This window comes from Pseudomonas citronellolis, assembly GCF_029335315.1.
GTDB lineage: Bacteria > Pseudomonadota > Gammaproteobacteria > Pseudomonadales > Pseudomonadaceae > Pseudomonas > Pseudomonas citronellolis_A.
This window is the reverse complement of sequence record NZ_JARJLT010000366.1, coordinates 1-15,076: the sequence shown is the minus strand read 5'-3', so window position 1 is coordinate 15,076 and position 15,076 is coordinate 1. Positions and strand designations below refer to the sequence as shown.

11 protein-coding genes are annotated in these 15,076 nt (G+C 68.9%); 9 read left to right on the top strand and 2 right to left on the bottom strand.

Annotated features, from left to right (window positions below; genetic code table 11):
* Positions 1-97 precede the first annotated feature (97 nt).
* Entirely contained in the window at positions 98-2,752 is a 2,655-nt protein-coding gene (locus P3W75_RS27780) for a LuxR C-terminal-related transcriptional regulator (protein ID WP_276230534.1), read from the bottom strand.
* A 139-nt stretch (positions 2,753-2,891) separates the two neighbouring features.
* Between P3W75_RS27780 and P3W75_RS27775 the strand changes: the two genes are divergently transcribed.
* The 8 genes from P3W75_RS27775 to P3W75_RS27740 are packed head-to-tail and all read left to right on the top strand — an operon-like array spanning position 2,892 to position 11,088.
* Complete coding sequence (locus P3W75_RS27775; protein ID WP_276230533.1) at positions 2,892-4,124, top strand: acyl-CoA dehydrogenase family protein; 1,233 nt, start codon at positions 2,892-2,894, stop codon at positions 4,122-4,124.
* Between the two features lie 9 nt (positions 4,125-4,133).
* On the top strand, positions 4,134-5,378 hold the full coding sequence (locus P3W75_RS27770; RefSeq protein ID WP_276230532.1) for a thiolase family protein: 1,245 nt from the start codon (positions 4,134-4,136) through the stop codon (positions 5,376-5,378).
* Positions 5,375-6,970: an AMP-binding protein gene (locus P3W75_RS27765; protein ID WP_276230531.1), complete on the top strand. Its 1,596-nt coding sequence runs from the start codon at positions 5,375-5,377 to the stop codon at positions 6,968-6,970. The genes P3W75_RS27770 and P3W75_RS27765 overlap by 4 nt, the downstream gene beginning before the upstream one ends.
* 27 nt (positions 6,971-6,997) lie before the next feature.
* Entirely contained in the window at positions 6,998-8,119 is a 1,122-nt protein-coding gene (locus tag P3W75_RS27760; RefSeq protein ID WP_276230530.1) for a saccharopine dehydrogenase family protein, read from the top strand.
* 10 nt (positions 8,120-8,129) lie between these two features.
* Positions 8,130-8,948 carry a glucose 1-dehydrogenase gene (locus P3W75_RS27755; protein ID WP_276230529.1) on the top strand — a complete coding sequence of 273 codons (819 nt, stop codon included), beginning with the start codon at positions 8,130-8,132 and terminating at the stop codon, positions 8,946-8,948.
* Positions 8,949-8,960: 12 nt separating this feature from the next.
* Complete coding sequence (locus P3W75_RS27750; protein WP_276230528.1) at positions 8,961-9,359, top strand: hypothetical protein; 399 nt, start codon at positions 8,961-8,963, stop codon at positions 9,357-9,359.
* Positions 9,356-10,300, top strand: coding sequence for an NmrA family NAD(P)-binding protein (locus tag P3W75_RS27745; protein WP_276230527.1), 945 nt, complete (start codon positions 9,356-9,358; stop codon positions 10,298-10,300). Before P3W75_RS27750 ends, P3W75_RS27745 begins: the two co-directional genes overlap by 4 nt.
* A gap of 14 nt (positions 10,301-10,314) precedes the next feature.
* The gene (locus tag P3W75_RS27740) at positions 10,315-11,088 is read left to right on the top strand and encodes a glucose 1-dehydrogenase (RefSeq protein ID WP_276230526.1); all 774 of its coding nucleotides are present in this window, start codon (positions 10,315-10,317) and stop codon (positions 11,086-11,088) included.
* 502 nt (positions 11,089-11,590) lie between these two features.
* Here the strand turns inward: P3W75_RS27740 and P3W75_RS27735 are convergent.
* On the bottom strand, positions 11,591-12,961 hold the full coding sequence (locus P3W75_RS27735) for a DUF1329 domain-containing protein (protein WP_276230525.1): 1,371 nt from the start codon (positions 12,959-12,961) through the stop codon (positions 11,591-11,593).
* A 250-nt stretch (positions 12,962-13,211) separates the two neighbouring features.
* Between P3W75_RS27735 and P3W75_RS27730 the strand changes: the two genes are divergently transcribed.
* Positions 13,212-15,076, top strand: a 1,865-nt coding sequence (locus tag P3W75_RS27730) for a DUF1302 domain-containing protein (protein WP_276230524.1), incomplete at its 3' end; no start/stop codon positions are given.

The window sequence follows — 15,076 nt, the reverse complement described above, 5'->3', positions numbered from 1 at the left end:
GAACAGCGCTTGCGCTGGCCCGAAGGGGAATAACCCAGTGCCTCATCGGCTCGACATCAGCGCAGGAGCGGATTCCGTCCGCGATGGGCGTGGGGCTTCAGATCAACCCGCAGGCCTTCGCCGCGACGGCGGCCTGGGCGCGGCTGTCCACCTCGAGCTTGCTGAAGATGTGCTTCATGTGGCTCTTGATGGTTTCCGGGGTCACTCCCAGCAGCTTGGCCATTTCCTTGTTGGATTTGCCCTGGGCCACCAGTTCGAGGACGCTGCGCTCCTTGCTGGTCAGGGTGATCATCAGGCGCGCGGCGTTCTGTCCGTTGGTGCCGTCGCTTTCGGCGAGCAGCAGGCGCTGCAGGCGCGACTTGAGCGCCTGGCTCGGCCCTGGCTGGCGGATGGCGTAGGCGATGAGCTGCTGCAGGCCTTCCTGCGGCGGCAGGTCGAGCAGCAGTTGCGGGGCGTTGCAGTGCTCCAGCAACTCGGCCACCTCCAGCAGGTAGTCCAGCGCCTTGTCGCTGGCGCGGCGGCGCCAGTGCACCAGCGCCAGGCTGGTGCCCAGGCGCAGTTGCATCAGCCGCAGGTTGAGCTGCCGGGCCTGCTGGCGCAGGTCTTCGGCGCGCTCCACATCGGCGCTGCGGGACAGGCCGCAGGCTTCGCACCAGAGCGCCGCCAGGCTCGCCAGGCAGGCGTATTCGGAAATGCGTCCGGGGTCGGCGGGCCCGTGGTCGCCGGTCAGCGCTTCCAGCTGGTTGGCGCAGGCGGCCGCCTCATGGGGCTTGTGCTCCAGCAGGCTGACCCGCGTGCGTTCCAGCAGCAGTTGCGCCTGCAGGCGCGGCCAGGCGCGGGTGTGCGCCAGGCGGTCGCCTTCTTCGAGGAAGTAGCGCGCGCCCTGGGGGCTCGCATGGCCGCTGCTCAGCCGACTGGTGGTCACCAGCAGCACCCCGGCGCAGTCGAGGAAGCCGGTGATCTTCACCGTCTCGATGCTTTCCATGCTCAGCCGTTCGGCCTCGCCCAGGTTGCCCTGCAGGTAGCGGATGGAGGCGAGGAAGCCGGAGGGCAGGGCGCGCAGCACCGGGTGCCGGCGCACGCCACTGTCAGAGTGCAGCGGTGTGGTCATCCGCAAGGCTTCCTCGAGGATCGCCGTGGCCTGGGAGAAACGCCCCTGCAAGGCCTCGCTGTAGCCCATCAGGCACAGCCGGTAGACCTGGTTGAACTGGTAGCGGCTGGGCTCCAGCGGTGTGCGGGCCATCGCCGGCAGGGTGTAGAACTCCTGCCAGCGGCAGCCGCGCAGGTGGCTGAAGCACAGCACGTTGAGCAGGGTGTTGCTGATCCACGGGCGGTCCTTGAGGTGCGGGAAGCAGGCGCTGGCCAGCTCGCCGCCGTCCTCGCCGCGATCCTCCAGGGCCAGCACCGTGGCTTCCAGCGCCCGGCATTCCCACTCCAGCGGCTCGCTCTCGGCGATTCCCGGCAGGGCCTGGCGGACCTCGGCCAGCAACTGCCGCGCCTGTTCGCAGTGCATCGCCAGGCCGGCGGCCCAGCCCAGGGCCAGCTTGAGCTGCACCGGCGATTCCAGCAGGCGGTCGTGCAACTGGCGCTGCCAGTCGAGGAGGATCACGAAGTCGCCGCGCTCGACCATCTCCATGGCGCAGTGGGCGATCCAGCCCTGGGCGCTGTCGGTGTCGCCGCAGGCCAGCGCGGTGCGCACCGCGTCCATCCACAGTTGCTGCCCGGCGTACCAGTGCGCGGTTCGTGCCAGGGTGGCCTGCAGCTCGGCGCCTGGCAGCCGGCGGCGCAGGTGCTCGCGGAACAGCGGGTGGAAGCTGAACCACTGGGCGCGTTCGTCGAGGGTGATGAGGAACAGCTGGCGGCGTTCCAGTTCGTCGATCAGCGCCGCGCCGTTGGCCGCGCCGGTCAGGGCCTCGGCCAGGGTGTTGTTGAACTTGTCGATGGCCGCCAGGCGCGGCAGTTGTTCGGCCAGCTCGGCGGGCAGGCGTTCGAGCAATTCGTCCATCAGGCCGCTGATGCTGTTGGCCATGCGCGTGCCGCCCGAGGGGCGCTGGCGCAGGGCCAGCAGGCTGGCGCGCAGCGCGGCGATCCAGCCGGCGGTGGCGCTGTGCAGCTCGATCAGCTCGGCGGTGTCGAGGGTGGAATCGCCGGCGCGTAGCATCAGGTCGCGGGTTTCGTCCAGGTCGAAACGCAGCTGCGCGGCGTCCACCTCCAGGCAGGCGTCGGCGTACAGGTGCGCCAGCAGCGAGGTGGGCAGGTCGCCGCGGCCGCAGAACACCAGGTGCAGGTTGTCCGGGGCGAAGCGCACCAGGTTGTCGAAAGCGGCGACGAGCACCGCCGAGGGCACGCAGTGGTAGTCGTCGATGAACAGGAAGCACTGCTCGCTGCGCCGCTCCAGGTCGTTCAGCAGCAGCGTGCCCAGGTGCTCCGCCGGCAGCAGCGAGAACTCCGCCAGCAGGTTGTCGTTGCCGCCCAGGCCGCGCTGGATGGCCGCGGCGACGTAGAGCAGCAGGCGCTCGGCGTTGTCGTCGGTTTCGTCCAGGTTCAGCCAGGCGACCTTGCCGCCGCGTGCCTGCGCGGCCTCGGCCCAGGCGCCGGCCAGGGTGCTCTTGCCGAAACCGGGCGGGGCGCGCAGCACCGTCACCGTGGTTTCGACGATGCGCTCTATGAGTTGCTCCAGGCGCGGCCGTGGCAGGTTGCCGCGCCCTCTGCGTGGCGGCAGGAGCTTGGTGGAAAGCAGTGGAGAAAGCATTCGTTGTTGTTCTGTTCGGCTCGCGGGGGCATCCCCCATCGGGGGGGTCAATAGCACTTCTGCCCGTGAATAGTATCCGGGGCGTACCGATGCGACAGCGACTGGCTGCAGCGCGGAAACCACCTCGTGGAGAACAAGAATGACCGGGTACGCCGCAAGAGTCGAGCTTGAACCGACGGGCCTCGACGCCGACCTCAACGAAATCGAACAGGCCATGCAGCTTGGCGCCAGGCGCTTCGCCAACAAGGTGCTGCGCCCCATCGGCCAGCAACTGGACCTGCTGCGCCCGACCGACGTGGTGGCCGCGACTTCGCCGCTGTGGCAGGTGTTCGGCGAGTTCGCCAAGCTCGGCATCAACCTTGACGACCTGCTGCAGCTGCCGCCCGCCGAGCGCGCCCGCCTGAAAGCGCTGATCTTCGAGGAGCTGGGCTACGGTGATGGCGGCCTGGCGGTGGTGCTCGGCGCCTCCATGGTGCCGGCCATCGTCCTGCACCTGATGGGCCGCGGCGACCTGCTCAAGCGCTACGCCGACAAGCCGATCGGCTGCTGGGGCATCACCGAGCCGGATCACGGCTCGGACATGCTCGACAGCAGCGGCCACGCCCGCCACCCCGGCGCCCGCCATGGCCGGCTGAATTGCAGCGCGCGCATCGAGAACGACCGCCTGATCGTCAACGGGCAGAAGTCGGCCTGGGTCTCCAACGGTCCCATCGCCCAGGTGTGCATACTCTTCTGCGGCTACGACGACGGCTCCGGCGAGGACAAGCGTTGCGTGCTGCTGGTGCCCCTGGACCTGCCCGGCGTCAGCCGCGGCACGCCACTGGACAAGATGGGCCAGCGCGCGCTGCCCCAGGGCGAGCTGTTCTTCGACAACGTCAGCCTGCCGCTGGACCACCTGGTGGCCACCCCCGAGGATTACCTGCGCGCCGAACAGGGCGTGCTGGCCGAGGCCAACGCGCTGATGGGCGCCATCTGGACCGGCGCCGCCCGCGCCGCCTACGAGCACGCCTACGAATACGCCCACGAGCGCAAGCAGGGCGGGGTGCCGATCATCCAGCACCAGAGCGTGCGCCAGCGCCTGTTCCACATGTTCGCCCGTGTCGAGGCCGCGCGGGCCTTGTCGCGCCGCGTGCTGCTGTTCAACGAAGTGGCGCCGCAGCCGGCGCTGCAGGGCTCCATCGCGTCGAAGATCACCGTCACCCAGACCGCCTTCGACGTCGCCTCGCAAGCCATCCAGATGTTCGGCGGCAACGGCGTCACCCGCGAGTACCCGGTGGAGAAGCTGCTGCGCGACGCGCGCGCCTCGATGATCGAGGACGGCTGCAACGAAATGCTCGCCATCAAGGGCGGCACCCTGATCTCCCGCCTCTGAGTGACCCGCATGAAAATGAACGCTTATGTAGCCGGGGTGGGCATGCTGCCCTTCGGCAAGTACCTCGGCACGCCGCTCAAGCGCCTGGCCGGCGACGCCATCCGGCTCGCCCTGGCCGACGCCGGCATCGACGCCCGCCAACTGCAGGCGGCGTGGATGGGCAACGCCGCGGCCGGGGTCATCACCGGCCAGGAAATGATCCGTGGCGAAGTGGCGCTGCGCGAGCTGGGCATCGGGCGCATCCCGGTGGTCAACGTGGAGAACGCCTGCGCCTCGTCCTCCACCGCCTTCCAGCAGGCCTGCGCGATGGTCAGCGCCGGCTACTACGACATCGTCCTGGCCTGTGGCTACGAGAAGCTCTTCCATGAAGACAAGGCGCGCAGCCTCGGCGCCTTCTCCAGCGCGGTGGACGTGGAAGACCCGGACGGCGCGGTGAACGTGGTGAAGAAACTCGCGGCCGCGGCCGACGAACCCTTCGACGCCGCGGGCGCCGGCAGCACCCGCTCGGTGTTCATGGACATCTACGCCATGATGGCGAAGAAGTACATGAAGCGTTACGGCGCCAGCGCCCGGCATTTCGCCCTGGTGGCGGCGAAGAACTCCTGGCATGGCAGCCTCAACGCGCGCGCCCAGTTCCGCGAGCGCCTGAGCGTGGAACAGGTGCTGGCCGCGCGGCCGATCGTCGACCCGCTGACCCTGCCGATGTGCTCGCCGATCGGCGATGGCGCGGCGGCGGTGGTGCTGGTCAGCGAGCGCAAGGCGCGCGAGCTGGGCTTGCGCAACCCGGTGCGGGTGGCGGCCTCGGCGCTGGTCACCGGCTGGGACTTCGAGCACCCCGACGACAGCGTCGGCGCCCTGGCCGCGCAGCAGGCCTACGAGGCGGCCGGCATCGGCCCGGACGAGCTGTCCTGCGTGGAGCTGCACGACGCCTCGGCCCCCTCGGAGCTCATGGCCTACGAATACCTCGGCCTGTGCCCGCGCGGCGAAGGCGTGGCGTTGCTGGAAAACGGCGACACCGGCATCGGCGGGCGCATCCCGGTGAACACCTCCGGCGGCCTGCTGCGCAAGGGCCATCCGGTGGGCGCCAGCGGCTGCGCGCAGATCGTCGAACTCACCGAGCAGCTCCAGGGTCGTTCCGGCCAGCGCCAGGTGCAGGGCGCGCGCGTCGGCCTGGCGCACAACGGCGGCGGCGCCATCGGCCTGGACGCGGCGGTCACCGTGGTCAGCCTGCTGCTGCGGGAGGACCTGCGATGAGCGAGCTGAACTTCGCCGGCCTGATCGGCGAGCGCGTGCGGCGCACACCGGACCTGGACGTGCTGACCGTGGAGAACGGCGCCGACTTCCCCTTGCAGACCCGCAGCTACCGCCAGCTCTGGGACAACGGCCACGCCCTGGCCTGGGGCCTGACTCGCCTGGGCCTTCGCCCGGGCGACTGCTTCGCGCTGCTGATGGCCAACCACGCCGAGTTCGTCGACGCCATGCTGGCGGCGGCGATCACCGGCACCGTGTTCGTGCCCATCGACCCGCGCGCCCGTGGCGACAAGCTGGCGTTCTTCCTCGACAACGCCCGCTGCCGCGCGGTGATCGCGGCGGACTACGCCCTGGCCAACCTGCTGGCGGTGCGCGAGCGCCTGCCGTTGCTGCGGGTGGTGGCGGTGCTCGACAGCGGCGAAGGCGCGGCGGATTTCGCTCCGCGCGACGGCGTGCAGGCCTACGCCGACCTGCTGGCCGGGGAGGGCGGGGAACACCCGCTGAACCTGCCCGGCGACGACGCGCCGATGCAGCTGATCTTCACCTCGGGCACCACCGGCGATCCCAAGGGCATCGTCATGACCCACAAGCGCTACTGCGAGACGGCGCTGCTCACCGACCGCATCTTCGGCTACCGCGGCGACGACCGGCCGTACTCCGGGCTGTCGCTGACCCACGCCAACGCGCAGCTGGTGACCCTCGGCGCGTCCCTGGCCCTGGGCCTGCGCTGCGTGCTCTCGCGGCGTTTCAGCAAGTCGCGGCTGTGGAACATCTGCCGGCGCTTCGGCTGCACCAGCTTCACCCTGCTGGGCGGCATGACCACCGCCATCTATGCCGAACCACGGCGCCCGGACGACGCCGACAACCCGGTGCGCTTCGTGATCTCGGCGGGCATGCCGGCGGCCATCTGGACCGACTTCGCCGAGCGCTTCGGCGTGCAGATCCTGGAGTTCTACGGCGCCGCCGAGGGCGGCCTGACCGTCAACCCCATGGGCCTCGGCCCGCTGGGCAGCATCGGCAAGCCGGTGCCCAGCCTGCGCCATCGCATCGTCGATGAAAACGACGCCGACTGCGCGCCGGGCCAGCCGGGCGAGCTGCTGTTCCAGCCGGCCGACGGCAGCGCGTTCCGCGTCGAGTACTTCGGCAACCCCGAGGCTTCGGCGAAGAAATGCGCCGATGGCTGGCTGCACATGGGCGACGTGGTGGTCGCCGACGCCGGCGGCTGGCTGTACTTCCAGTACCGCAAGGGCAGCGGCATTCGCCGCAACGGCGACTTCATCAACGGTGCCTTCATCGAAAAGGCCATCGCCGACTGCCCGGAGGTGGACGACGTCTACGTCTACGGCATTCCCGCCAGCAACGGCGTGCCCGGTGAGAAGGACGTGGTGGCGGCGGTGGTGCCCAAGCGCCGCGAGGGCTTCGACCCGCAAGGCGTGTTCCGCGCCTGCCGCGCGCGCCTGGAAGCCAACTTCGTGCCCAGCTACCTGCAGGTGCTGGAGCAGATTCCCAAGACCGCCTCGGAAAAACCCCAGGAGCGCTTCCTGCTGGAAGCCTTCGCGCAAGACCCCGCCAACGTGCACCGCGAAGCCCGTTGAGCCCCCCACAACAAGAGGAAACCCGCAATGACCGAAGCACGCAAAGTCCTGATCTACGGCGCCAGTGGCTACACCGGCAAACTGGTGGCCGAGGCCCTGGCCCAGCGCGACATCCCCTTCTACATGGCCGGGCGCACCCGCTCGCGCCTGGAGGCCGCGCTCAAGGTCGTGGAAGAACGCCACGACGCGCCGGTGGACGCGCAGATCGTCACCGCCGATAACAACGTCGAAGCGTTGCTGCCGCTGTTCCAGCAGGTGGACGTGGTGATCAACGTCGCCGGCCCCTTCATGCAGATCGCCTGGCCGGTGGTGGAGGCAGCCCTGGAAGCCGGCTGCCATTACCTGGACACCACCGGCGAGCAGGACTGGACCGCCGCCATCGGCGAGAAATACGGCGCCGCCTTCGCCGCCAAGGACCTGCTGCTGTGCCCGGCCAACTCCTTCATGTGGGCCGCCGGCTCCATGGCCGCCGAGGTGGTGCTGGAGAACCCCGAGGTGGACAGCCTGGACATCTGCTACCAGATCGACAACGGCCTGCCGTCCGAAGCCTCCACCAAGTCGTTCCTGCGCATGGTCTGCAACGACGTCTCGCAGTTCTACCTGGAACAGAACCAGCTCAAGGCCTGGCCCAACGACGTGGCCTACAAGGTCTCGCTGCCGTACCGCAACGCCCAGCTCAGCGCCCACCCGTGGGGCGGCGCCTGCGAGCCGATCTGGTTCAAGGACGACCCGCGCGTGCTCAACTGCAAGGTGCTGACCGCCATGGGCGAGCACCTGATCGAGCCGGTGCTGCAGGCCATCCGCGCGTTCAACGCCGCCGCCCCCGGCCTGAGCCAGGCCGAGCGTGAGCAATGGACCAACCGCATGGGCGACCAGATGGACAGCGGCGAGCCGCCGAAGGACTCGCTCGACGTGCAGCGCGGCGTGATCGTGGTGCACGGCCAGGGCCGCCGCGTGACCAGCAGCTACGTGATGAACCTGTCCGCCGCCTACACCTGGACCGGCGACATCTGTGCAGAAGGCGCCCAGCGCCTGCTCGCCGGCCAGCTCAAGGCCGCCGGCTTCCAGTCGCCGGCCAAGGCCTTCGGCCACCGCGAGCTGATCCAGCGCTTCCACGAACGCGGCTTCTGCAGCGCGCTGCCCAACTGAGGATTCGTCCATGACCCAGTACCTGGAACAACTGCGCCTGGACGGCAAGGTCGCCCTGGTCAGCGGCGCCGCCCGCGGCCTCGGCTCCGAAGTCGCCGAAGCCCTGCTGCAGGCCGGCGCCAGCGTGATGCTCAGCGACCTGCTCGACGCCGAAGGGGCCGCCACCGCGCGGCGCCTGGCCGAGGCCCACGGCGAGCGCGCCGCCTTCGTGCGCCATGACGTGACCCGCGAGGCCGACTGGCAGACCGCCATCCAAACCACCCTCGATCGCTTCGGCGGCCTCGACATCCTGGTCAACAACGCCGGCATCGAAAGCGCGGCGCTGGTCGCCGAGTGCGAGCTGGAAGACTTCCAGCGGACCATGGCGATCAACGTCGACGGCGTCTTCCTGGGCGTCAAGCATGCCCTGCGCGCCATGCGCCCGGGCGGCGCCAGCGGGCGCGGCGGCTCAATCATCAACCTGTCCTCGGTGGCCGGCCTGGTGGGCATGCCCAGCCTGACCGCCTACTGCACCTCCAAGGGCGCGGTGCGCCTGCTGACCAAGGCGGCGGCCATCGAATCGGCGCGCCTCGGCTACGGCGTGCGGATCAACTCGTTGCACCCGGCGATCATCAAGACCGGCCTGGGCGCCAACGTGGTGAACAACCTGGTTCGCGTCGGCCTGGCGCCGGACGAGGCCAGCGCCGACGCCTACGTCGCCTCCCTGCACCCGCTGGGCTACGGCCAGCCCCACGACGTCGCCTCGGCGGTGCTGTTCCTCGCCGGGCCGGCCTCGGGCTGGATGACCGGCGCCGAACTGGTGCTGGACGGCGGCGCGTCGGCCTGCTGAGGAGGAGCCCGCATGCTGAGTCAACGTGGGTTCCTGCGCAGCGCGGCGCTGTTCAACTGGACGGTCGCCGGCGCGCTGATCCTCGCCATGCCCCTGGTCGAGCGCCTGCTCGGCCTCGAGCCGGTGGCGCCTTCGGACAAGGTCTTCGTCGACCTGTTCGGGGTGCTGGTGATCGCCTTCGGCGTCGGCTACTGGCGCCTGGCCGACGACTTCCGCCAGTACCGCCCGTTCGCCCAGTGGGGCGCCTGGGCCAAGCTGGCGGTGGTCGGCGTGGTGTTCTGGCACTTCATCGCCGGCCATATCGGCTGGCCGCTGCTGGCGTTGTCCGCCGGCGACCTGTTCTACGCGGCGGCGTTCCTGGTGTTGCTGCGCAACGCCGGGCAGTCCGGCGCCCAAGGAGCCATGCAATGAAAAAGACCGTGACCGTCTATGGCGCCACCGGCGTGGCCGGCAGCGCCTGCGTCGAGGAAATGCTCGCCCAGGGCCTGTTCGACGTGCAGGTGTTGCTGCGCCAGGGCCAGGACCGCGACCGCTCGACCCTCGGCGCTCGCGCCGACACCGAGAAACAGGCGCTCTACGCCAGCTGGCGCGAGCGCGGCGTGCGCCTGATCGAAACCGACGTGGCCTCCCACGCGGCGCTGATCCCGGCGCTGCGCGGCACCGACTACCTGGTGTCGTGCGCCCCCTACGCCGCCACGGAAAGCCAGTACGCGCTGATTTTCGCGGCGCGCGAGGCCGGCGTGGAGCGCTTCGTGCCCTCGGAGTTCGGCTTCATCTACGAGTGGGAGCAGTTCTGGCCGAGCGACACCGAGCACCGCGCCATGGCCCGGCAGAAGGCCTTCATCCGCCGGGTGATCGAACTGGCCGGGCTGGACTACACCATCATCCCGGCCGGCTTGTGGATCGAGTACTACATGCTCGAACCGGTGGCGGTGATGGGCGACGGCAATGCGCCCATGGCCTGGTCCAGCGGCCGCGACGTGGGCCGCATCATCCCCCACGTGCTGGCCCACCCGGCCTCGCGCAACGCCGTGTGCCCGGTGGCGGCCACCGCCTACTGCAGCTGGAACGAACTGTTGCAGGCCCGCGAGCGTGTACTCGGCCGCCCGGTCGAGCGCCAGTACCTGGGCGCCGAGCAGTGGCAGGCGGCCTACGCCGCGCAGGCGCCGGGGCCGCTGAAAACCGTGATGGCCATCGGCGTGGCGGCCACCCAGTGCCCGCCGGGCATGCCGCTGTGGGCCAACTGGAACGGCCTGCACCTGCCGGAGTTCCGCGGCACCCCGCTGGAAGAGCTGTTCCCCGGCTACGTCGAACCCTTCACCGCCGCCATGCGCGCCAGCCTGAACCCCTGATACGGAGCGAGACCATGAACCGCCTGCAAGACAAGACCTGCCTGGTCACCGGCGCCGCCAGCGGCATCGGCCTGGCGATCGCCGAAACCTTCCTGCGCGAGGGCGCCCGCGTGCTGCTCAGCGACATCGACGCCGCACGCGGCGAGGAACAGGCCCGGCGCCTGCGCCAGGAGGGCCTGGACGCCTGGTTCCAGGCCCACGATGTCACCGACGAGGAGCAGTGGCGGCACGTGCTGGACAACCTCCAGCAGCGCTGGGGCGGCCTCGACGTGCTGGTCAACAACGCCGGCATCGCCCTGATCGGCGATGTGGAAAGCCTGAACCTGGCGCAGTGGCGCAGGGTCAACGCGGTGAACCTCGACGCGGTGTTCATCGGCACCCAGCAAGCCATCGCGGCGATGAAGGGGCGCGGCGGCTCGATCGTCAACGTCGCCTCCATCGAAGGCTTCATCGGCGAGCCCATGGTGCCGTCGTACAACGCCAGCAAGGGCGGGGTGCGCCTGTTCACCCGCTCGGCGGCGGCGCACTGCGCGCGCAAGGGCTACGCCATCCGCATCAACAACCTGTGCCCCGGCTACGCCGCCACGGCGATGATCAGCGGCGGCCTGGAAACCCTCGGCGAAGGCCTGGCGCAGCAGTTCCAGGGCTACCTGGAGCAGCGCATCCCCATGGGCCGCCTGGCGGCCACCGGGGAAATCGCCAAGGGCGCGCTGTTCCTCGCCAGCGACGACTCCAGCTACATGACCGGGGCCGACCTGGTGATCGACGGGGGGTATCTGGCGCAGTAACGACACAGGCGTTTCGTATGGTGAGAAGCCCGGCATATGCCGGGCTTTTTTGTTTGTGGTGGGAGAGGGCGGGGCTCACCTCGAATCTGCCGTTGCACCACGGGCCGCGGCGGATAACGCCGTAGGCGTTATGCACCCTACGGGAGGCACTGGGCTCCGGCATTCGCCGGACGCGGATCCATCGCGGATGATCCGCTCCTGCCGGAGCGTGGCTTGCGCCAACGCCAGCGTAGGGCGAATCACCGTTCGCGGTTATCCGCCATTGACCGGGCAGCGGCGCCACCGGCTGCTCGGAAGTGCTTTCGCAGGATGGGTATCGCTTCGCTCAACACCATCCTACGACGCTGCTCCTCCTGTAGGAGCGGACTCCGTCCGCGAGGAACCGGTCCGCCGCGCCTCAATCGCGGATAAATCCGCTCCTACAAGAGCGGCAGGGCCTTGCGCCGGGCATGAAAAAGGCCACCCGAAGGTGGCCTTTCCGTTCACGCGGAACCGCTCGCTATCAGCGCACGCCCATGTTGCGCAGGGCGGCCGGCAGGTAGTCGGCGTTGGAGGCCTGGTAGTCGAAGTTGTAGAAGTGCTTCTCCTCGTTGGTCATGCCCAGCGCCAGGTAACGGCCGGACTGCAGGTCGTACAGGGTCTCCATGGTGTACAGCGGCACCTGGTGGTTGTAGAACTGCATGGCGTGGGCCTCGGCGACGCGCCAGAGCATGCCGCGGCCATCGTAGTGGTCGATCTCGGCGGCTTGCCAGGTGTCCTCGTCGATGAAGAAGTGGCGCTTGGCATAGATGTGGCGCTGGCCCGGCTTCAGGGTCGCTTCCACTTCCCACACGCGGTGCAGCTCGTAGCGCGCCAGGTTCTGGTCGATGTGGCCGGGCTTGAGGATGTCGGCGTACTTCAGCTTGGTCGAGGCCAGGCGATAGCTGTTGTAGGGGATGTAGATCTCTTTCTTGCCGATCAGCTTCCAGTCGTAACGGTCCGGGGCGCCGTTGTACAGGTCGTAGTTGTCCGAGGTGCGCAGGCCGTCGGTGGCCTGGCCGGGGCCGTCATAGGCCACCTGCGGGGCGCGGCGCACGCGGCGCTGGCCGGCGTTGTACATCCACGCCTGGCGCGGCTCGGCCACCTGGTCGATGGGCTCGCGCACCAGCAGCACGTTGCCCGACAGGCGCGCCGGCTGCACCACCTGCTGGGTGAAGCAGAACAGCAGGTTCTTGTTCTCGTTCGGGTTGTAGTCCTTGAGGTTGGTGCGGAAGGTGAAGTGGTCCTCGAAGGTCACCAGGCTCGGGGTGCCGTCGGCCGTCGGGGTGGCCTGGACGATCTGCCGGCTGAAGCTGCCGCCACGGTAGCGGGTGATGTGGTTCCAGATCACCTCCAGGCCGTCCTTCGGAATCGGGAAGGGCACGGCGGTGTCGAAGTCGGCCAGGCCGTTGCCGCCGGTCACCAGGGTGGTGTGGGTGGCGTTGCGCAGGGCGGCGGCGTACACCGAATCCGGCAGGGCGGCGCTGCGGCGGCTCTGGTACACCGGCATCACGTAACTGGCGCCGTAGCGCTTGAACATCTCGACCTGACCGGGAGTGAGCTTGTCCTGGTACTTGGTGTAGTTGTCCTTGGTGATGGTGAACAGCGGCTTGTCGCTGGCGAAGGGGTCGCTGAGGAAACCGTTGGCGTCCACCGGTGCCGCGTCCTTGGCCAGGCCGCCGGTCCAGGCGGGGATGCTGCCGTCGGCATTGCCGGCCTTCACCGCGCCCATGGGGGTCAGGGTCTTGCCCAGTTGCGCGGCCTCGTCGGCCGGCACGGCGGCCATGGCCGCTGCGGCGGAGAGTGCAGTGAGAGAGAAAGCCCCGGCGCGGAGCCAGGATCTTATTGGCGACATATTACTTTCCTCGATGTGCTGGATGGGGCGCGGGTGCGCCGGAGGGCATTGGCTACCCGGACGCCACGCTATCAACCCGCCGGCACCGCGAATGTCCCCCGAATGGGGGGCAAGGGGGAGGAAAAACCGCGCTGGCGAGGGGCGCGGGCGAAGGTATGAATTTCGAATCACTACTAGGTTGCTTTCGACGCCCCCGTGCGGCTGTTTAGCTTCTGCGGCCAACAAAAACACCCAGAAAGGGGAAAGCCGCATGAGCACAACGAGAAAGCGCGCCGGGTTCCAGCTGCAGGCATTGGCCGCGGCGATCGCCGTCGGCATGGCCGGGCACGCCCAGGCCGTCACCTTCAACATCGGCGAGATCGAAGGGCAGTTCGACTCCAGCCTCTCGGTGGGCGCCAGCTGGTCGATGAGCGAGCCGGACAAGGACCTGATCGGCGGCAACAACGGCGGTCGCGGCCTGTCGCAGACCTCCGACGACTCGCACCTGAACTTCAAGCGCGGCGAGACCTTCTCGAAGATCTTCAAGGGCATCCACGACCTGGAGCTGAAATACCAGGACACCGGCATCTTCCTGCGCGGCAAGTACTGGTACGACTTCGAGCTCCAGGACGAGAGCCGTCCGTTCAAGGACATCAGCGACGACAACCGCAAGGAAGGCGCCAAGTCCTCCGGCGCCGAGATGCTCGACGCCTTCATCTACCACAACTACAACATCGGCGACCTGCCGGGCAGCGTGCGCCTGGGCAAGCAGGTGGTCAGCTGGGGTGAGAGCACCTTCATCCAGGGCGGCATCAACGCCATCAACCCGGTCGACGTCTCGGCGTTCCGCCGTCCCGGCGCCGAGATCAAGGAAGGCCTGATCCCGGTGAACATGTTCTACGTCTCGCAGAACATCACCGACGCCCTTTCCGCCGACGCCTTCTACCAGCTGGAGTGGGACCAGACGGTGGTCGACAACTGCGGCACCTTCTTCTCCCAGCCCGACGTGGTGGCCGACGGCTGCAGCAACAACCTGGCGGTGCTGACCCCGGCCCTGGCGCCGTTCGGCCCGAGCTTCGGCTACCAGACCACCCGGGAAGGCGTGATCGTGCCGCGTTCCGGCGACAAGGACGCCCGTGACGGCGGCCAGTACGGCATGGCGCTGCACTTCATGTCCGACGCGCTGGATACCGAATTCGGCGCCTACTACATGAACTACCACTCGCGTCTGCCGATCCTCAGCGTCAGCGCCGCCGACCGCGCCACCTACCTGCGCTCGGCCCAGGTGCTCGCCGGCGGCGTACCGCAGGTGCCGGCCGGGGCGCGCCAGGGCGTGGCCATCGCCAACGTCGCCGGCGGCAGCAGCTACTTCATGGAGTACCCGGAGGACATCCACCTCTACGGCCTGAGCTTCTCCACCACGCTGCCCACCGGCACCGCCTGGCAGGGCGAGATCAGCTACCGGCCCAACGCCCCGGTGCAGATCAACACCACCGACCTGCTCTACGGTGGCGTGCGCGGCCTGGCGGGGATCAACCCGGCGTTCGCCGGCTTCTCCAACTTCTCGCCGCTGGGCGGCGATCCCGCGTCGATCCCGGGCAAGACCCTGGCCGGCTACGAGCGCAAGGAAATCACCCAGCTGCAGACCACCTTCACCCACTTCCTCGACCAGGTCATGGGCGCCGAACGCCTGACCCTGGTGGGCGAAATCGGCTGGACCCACGTCGGCGGCCTGGAAAGCACCAGCGACGTGCGCTACGGCCGCGACCCCATCTACGGCCCGGGTGCGCTGCCGAACAACACCTGCGCGACCATCAACGCTGGCACCGTCGGCGCCAACGGCAAGAACGTCAGCCGTTACTGCGACAGCGATGGCTTCACCACCGCCGACTCCTGGGGTTACCGGATGCGCGCCATCTGGGACTACAACAGCGTGTTCGCCGGGGTGAACCTGAAGCCGAACCTGGCCTGGTCGCAGGACGTCGACGGCTTCTCGCCCGGCCCGGGCGGCAACTTCGAGGAAGGCCGCAAGGCGATCAGCGTCGGCGTCGACGCCGACTACCTGAACACCTACACCGCCAGCCTGTCGTACACCAACTTCTTCGGTGGCGACTACAACACCTCCAGCGACCGCGA

What these genes read in the sequence shown, in the direction of transcription:
- P3W75_RS27780 (WP_276230534.1), bottom strand. Translation starts at nt 2,752, where the DNA reads ATGCTTTCTCCACTGCTTTCCACCAAGCTCCTGCCGCCACGCAGAGGG.
- P3W75_RS27775 (WP_276230533.1), top strand. Translation starts at nt 2,892, where the DNA reads ATGACCGGGTACGCCGCAAGAGTCGAGCTTGAACCGACGGGCCTCGAC.
- P3W75_RS27770 (WP_276230532.1), top strand. Translation starts at nt 4,134, where the DNA reads ATGAAAATGAACGCTTATGTAGCCGGGGTGGGCATGCTGCCCTTCGGC.
- P3W75_RS27765 (WP_276230531.1), top strand. Translation starts at nt 5,375, where the DNA reads ATGAGCGAGCTGAACTTCGCCGGCCTGATCGGCGAGCGCGTGCGGCGC.
- P3W75_RS27760 (WP_276230530.1), top strand. Translation starts at nt 6,998, where the DNA reads ATGACCGAAGCACGCAAAGTCCTGATCTACGGCGCCAGTGGCTACACC.
- P3W75_RS27755 (WP_276230529.1), top strand. Translation starts at nt 8,130, where the DNA reads ATGACCCAGTACCTGGAACAACTGCGCCTGGACGGCAAGGTCGCCCTG.
- P3W75_RS27750 (WP_276230528.1), top strand. Translation starts at nt 8,961, where the DNA reads ATGCTGAGTCAACGTGGGTTCCTGCGCAGCGCGGCGCTGTTCAACTGG.
- P3W75_RS27745 (WP_276230527.1), top strand. Translation starts at nt 9,356, where the DNA reads ATGAAAAAGACCGTGACCGTCTATGGCGCCACCGGCGTGGCCGGCAGC.
- P3W75_RS27740 (WP_276230526.1), top strand. Translation starts at nt 10,315, where the DNA reads ATGAACCGCCTGCAAGACAAGACCTGCCTGGTCACCGGCGCCGCCAGC.
- P3W75_RS27735 (WP_276230525.1), bottom strand. Translation starts at nt 12,961, where the DNA reads ATGTCGCCAATAAGATCCTGGCTCCGCGCCGGGGCTTTCTCTCTCACT.